We start from the raw sequence: 2374 nt of genomic DNA, 5'->3' as shown, positions 1-2374 counted from the left end.
TTTCCCCGGGCCGTCTGGAATTCCTGCCATTCCGTCCGTTTTTCTCCGTATCCGACGCGGTATTCGTACGTCGTTCCCGGTGTGAGGTCCTGCAGCAATGCGCTGTGGACGTAGGTCGTCGTATCATCGTCGTTAAAGGCTTCATTTGTCGCCTGCTGCTGGAACACGTCGCCATCAGATCCCTTGACGCGGTATTCGACCAGTGCCGGCTCTTCGGAAAAATCAGACTGCCACATGATGGTGCGGCTCGTCATGCTGTCACGGGTGATAATCTGGCGTACGTGAGAGGCATCGACATCGCTGGTCAGATCGTAGTGAGCGGCTGCTGCTTTGGTGACTTGTATGCCCTGACGGGCCACGGCTTTGGAACCGGGTATAAAGAAATAAGCTCCTATGAGAGCGGCTGCCACTAGGGGAAGGGCAGTCAATATAATTTTTTTTCGCGTTAATTTCATATACATTCCTCCTGTGATGGCTTATTTTAGCACATGGAGTGAGCTTTAAGTCAAGACTTTTTTTACAAAATGCTTCTTGACATGGTACGTATTCGGGACTACAATACCTGTATATACAAAGAAACTCGATGAACGGGAGCAAGTAGCTCTTTCATACCCCTTTCAGCGAGCCGGTGAGGGTGGAAGTCCGTCAGGAGGAGAAAGAAGGAATGGGCCCGGGAGAGGCTGTCAGAAGTCAGTATGACAGGCCGGAACTTTCACCGTTACCAGGAAAGAGTGCATGATGATGTGCATGTAAGAGCCGGGCATTATGCCAACCAGGGTGGTACCGCGGAAATACTTTCCTTTCGTCCCTATATATAAGGGATGGAAGGTTTTTTTATTGACAGGAGGAAAACAATCATGTCTATTATCTTTTCAGGTATCCAGCCGAGTGGCAATCTTACATTAGGGAATTATCTGGGTGCACTGCGTAATTTTTCTAAATTACAGGATGCCAATGAATGTTATTATTGCATCGTCAATCAGCATGCTATCACCGTGCCGCAGGATCCGCAGCTTCTCCATGAACGGACCCGTCAGCTGGCGGCTATTTATATCGCTTCCGGTCTGGATCCGCAGAAAGCGACGCTGTTCGTACAGTCGGAAGTTCCGGAACACGTACAGCTCGGCTGGATCATGATTACATCTTCTTATGTAGGTGAACTGGAACGGATGACCCAGTATAAGGATAAGGCTTCCAAACGGGGCGATTCCATTCCGGCCGGTCTTCTGACCTATCCGCCCCTGATGGCGGCAGACATCCTGCTGTATCAGGCTGACTACGTTCCCGTTGGCGATGATCAGAAGCAGCATATGGAAATTACCCGTGACCTGGCACAGCGGTTCAACCGTCTGTACGGGGACGTATTTAAACTGCCCCAGATCCTGCTCGGCCACGATGGCACTCGTGTCATGAGCCTGCAGGAACCGACGAAGAAAATGAGCAAATCTGATTCCAACACGACGGCTACTATTTATCTTCTCGACGATCCCAAAGATATTGAAAAGAAAATCAAACGGGCCCAGACGGACAGCCTGAATACCGTGCGTTATGACACGGACTGCCAGCCCGGTATTTCCAACCTGATTGAAATTCTCTCGGCCGTGACCGACCAGAGCCATGAAGATATTGAAAAAGCCTACGAAGGCAAAGGCTACGGAGCATTCAAGAAAGATGTAGCCGATGCTGTCATTTCCGTACTGGAACCGATCCAGCAGCGCTATCATCAGCTCGTAGGCGATCCCGAACTGGATGCCATCCTCGACGAAGGCGCCAAGAAAGCCCATGCCAAGGCCAATGTCACTTATGTGAAAGCCTGCCGGGCTATGGGTCTGTACCGTAAATAAGGAGTACATATGAGCCATTTCTTTGCCATTTTGGCGCGCATGAAATTTATCCGCCGCTGGAGCCTGATGCGTAACACCATCGAAGAAAATGTGCAGGAGCATACGCTGCAGACGGCGATGATTGCCTATCACCTCTGCCTGTTACACAATACATATTATGCTGATGGCGGCACTGTAGATGCCGGACGGGCCGTCCTGCTGGCGCTGTATCACGATGCCAGTGAAGTCTTTACTGGTGATATGCCGACGCCGGTCAAGTACTTCAGCCCGGTCATGCGCAGGACCTATGGCGAAGTGGAACAGCTGGCACAGAAACGGCTTGTCGAAACGCTGCCAGAGGATTTGCAGCCTGATTATGAATGGCTGATCTGTCATGCTGAAGAAGATCCTGTATGGCCCTTTGTCAAGGCGGCTGATACATTGAGCGCGTACTTGAAATGCCTTCAGGAAAAACATGCCGGCAACAACGAATTTAATGAAGCATATGAAACCATCGGAGCCCGTCTGCGTGACCTGGGAATGCCGGAGGT

General features: G+C 50.7%; 3 protein-coding genes and 1 other annotated feature. Of the genes, 2 read left to right on the top strand and 1 reads right to left on the bottom strand.

Features of this window, described 5'->3' with window-relative positions:
- A partial coding sequence (locus tag DBO31_RS08715; RefSeq protein ID WP_200817507.1) for a fibronectin type III domain-containing protein occupies positions 1-455 on the bottom strand: 455 nt, incomplete at its 3' end.
- A gap of 119 nt (positions 456-574) precedes the next feature.
- Positions 575-813, top strand: a binding site (T-box leader).
- Between the two features lie 44 nt (positions 814-857).
- Here DBO31_RS08715 and trpS point away from each other — a divergent pair.
- Positions 858-1844 (top strand): tryptophan--tRNA ligase, encoded by a 987-nt coding sequence (gene trpS, locus DBO31_RS08710; RefSeq protein WP_075581265.1) that lies wholly within the window; start codon positions 858-860, stop codon positions 1842-1844.
- 9 nt (positions 1845-1853) lie between these two features.
- Positions 1854-2374 (top strand): 5'-deoxynucleotidase (gene yfbR, locus DBO31_RS08705; protein ID WP_150824955.1); only part of this gene is annotated, 521 nt, incomplete at its 3' end.

It is taken from the genome of Megasphaera sp. DJF_B143 (genome assembly GCF_900320625.1).
In the GTDB taxonomy this organism is placed as follows: Bacteria; Bacillota; Negativicutes; order Veillonellales; family Megasphaeraceae; genus Megasphaera; species Megasphaera hexanoica.
Note: the sequence above shows the minus strand (reverse complement) of the source record. Positions and strands in the feature narration are given on the sequence as shown.

Excerpts from the sequence above, each read along its gene's own strand:
- trpS (WP_075581265.1), top strand. The coding sequence starts at position 858 with ATGTCTATTATCTTTTCAGGTATCCAGCCGAGTGGCAATCTTACATTA.